Source organism: Streptomyces sp. NPDC052023 (genome assembly GCF_044548465.1).
Taxonomy (GTDB): Bacteria; Actinomycetota; Actinomycetes; order Streptomycetales; family Streptomycetaceae; genus Streptomyces.
In genome coordinates this window covers 1-1,429 of sequence record NZ_JBIUBW010000053.1, presented here as the reverse complement: position 1 = coordinate 1,429, position 1,429 = coordinate 1, and the positions used below count along the sequence as shown (strand labels likewise).

Sequence of the window (1,429 nt, the reverse complement as noted above, 5' to 3'; positions counted from 1 at the left end):
TAGGACTCCGTTAGGTCTGTCTCGATCTTGTTGTCGTACGGGCTCTGGTGGGGAGGGGTTGCTGGCAGCTGGTGCAGATGCCGGTCCAGCACCTCAGAGTGTCTTGGAGAGCGTCGAGGATCTGGTAGAGGGTGAGGCTGGTTGCGGTGCTTTTGGGGCCAGGCGCTGTTCGGTGAGGAAGGCGTGGGCGGCGGTGACGAGGGTGACGTGGTGGTGCCAGCCGGGCCAGGAGCGGCCTTCGAAGTGGCCCAGGCCCAGGCCGTGCTTGAGCTCTCGGTAGTCGTGCTCGATGCGCCAGCGGACCTTGGCCAGGCGGACCAGCTCGGCGATCGGGGTGTCGGGCGGGAGGTTGGACAGCCAGTATTCGCTGGGGGCTTCGGCTCCGACGGGCCATTCGGCCAGGAGCCAGCAGTCGGGCAGGACCCCGTCCCACCAGCCCTGCTCGGCCGAAGCCGCTGTTTTGATCGGGCGTTCGACGGCTTTGCCGGCCGGACGCACGCGCACGGCCGCGAAGCGGGAACGTAACTCCCCTTTCGAGCCCTGGCGCCATGTGAGCGGGGTGAACGCTTTTGGTCCGAGGTTTGTGGCAAGGACTGCCACTGACAGTGCCTTCTGGCGGTAGCGAGGCTGGGGCCAGCAGCCGACATCTCCTTTGCGGTCCGGAGCCATGGGTTGCGCGTCGAAGGGGTGGGCGCTCACGTCCGACCGGATGGACAGGACATAGGTAAGTCCTCGCTTCGACAGGCCGGCCCGCAGGTGTGCGTTGGTGCCGTAGGCCGCGTCGGCCACCACCGCCGGCGGTGTCATCCCCCAGTCCGCGAGGCCGTCGAGCATGTCCAGGGCCAGACGCCATTTCTCCCGGTGCACGACCTCGGGCGGAATGAGGGTCCTGGTGCGGCGGTGGCTGTCTGCGGCCCACTCCTCGGGCAGGAACAGCCTCCATTGCAGAGGACACGAGGCCGTGTCACTGGCAGCGTGGACGCTGACGGCGACCTGGCAGTTCGCCCGTTTGCCCAGGGCTCCGCAGTACTGCGGAGCCACACCGACCGACATCCGGCCGTCCTTCGGCATCGACACATCGTCGATCACCCAGGCCACCGGATCTACCAGCGGCAGCAGACGTTCATTGATCCGCCGCTGCACGGGCACCGGATCCCAGGTTGACTGGTTCACGAACTGCTGCAGGTTCTGCTCATTGCCGTCCGGCAGTCGCGCAGCCATCGCCTGGACCGACTTGCGGCGCCCGTCCAGCATGAGCCCCCGCAGATAGCAGTCGCCCTTGGCCCGCTGGTCCTTCCGCGGCACCGAAGCCAACACATCGGCCACGAACAACGCCAACGTCGCCCGAACACGCCTCACTTCATGTAAATCCACCAACCCACCATGCTCTTGATCAGCACGAACAGGAAGACCTAACGGAGTCCTACTA

1 protein-coding gene is annotated in these 1,429 nt (G+C 66.3%); it reads right to left on the bottom strand.

Annotated elements, in window-relative coordinates; genetic code table 11:
• Positions 1-93: 93 nt before the first annotated feature.
• Positions 94-1,374, bottom strand: a complete 1,281-nt coding sequence (locus ACIHCM_RS37490; RefSeq protein WP_399906542.1) for an IS701 family transposase — start codon at positions 1,372-1,374, stop codon at positions 94-96.
• Between the last annotated feature and the right edge of the window lie 55 nt (positions 1,375-1,429).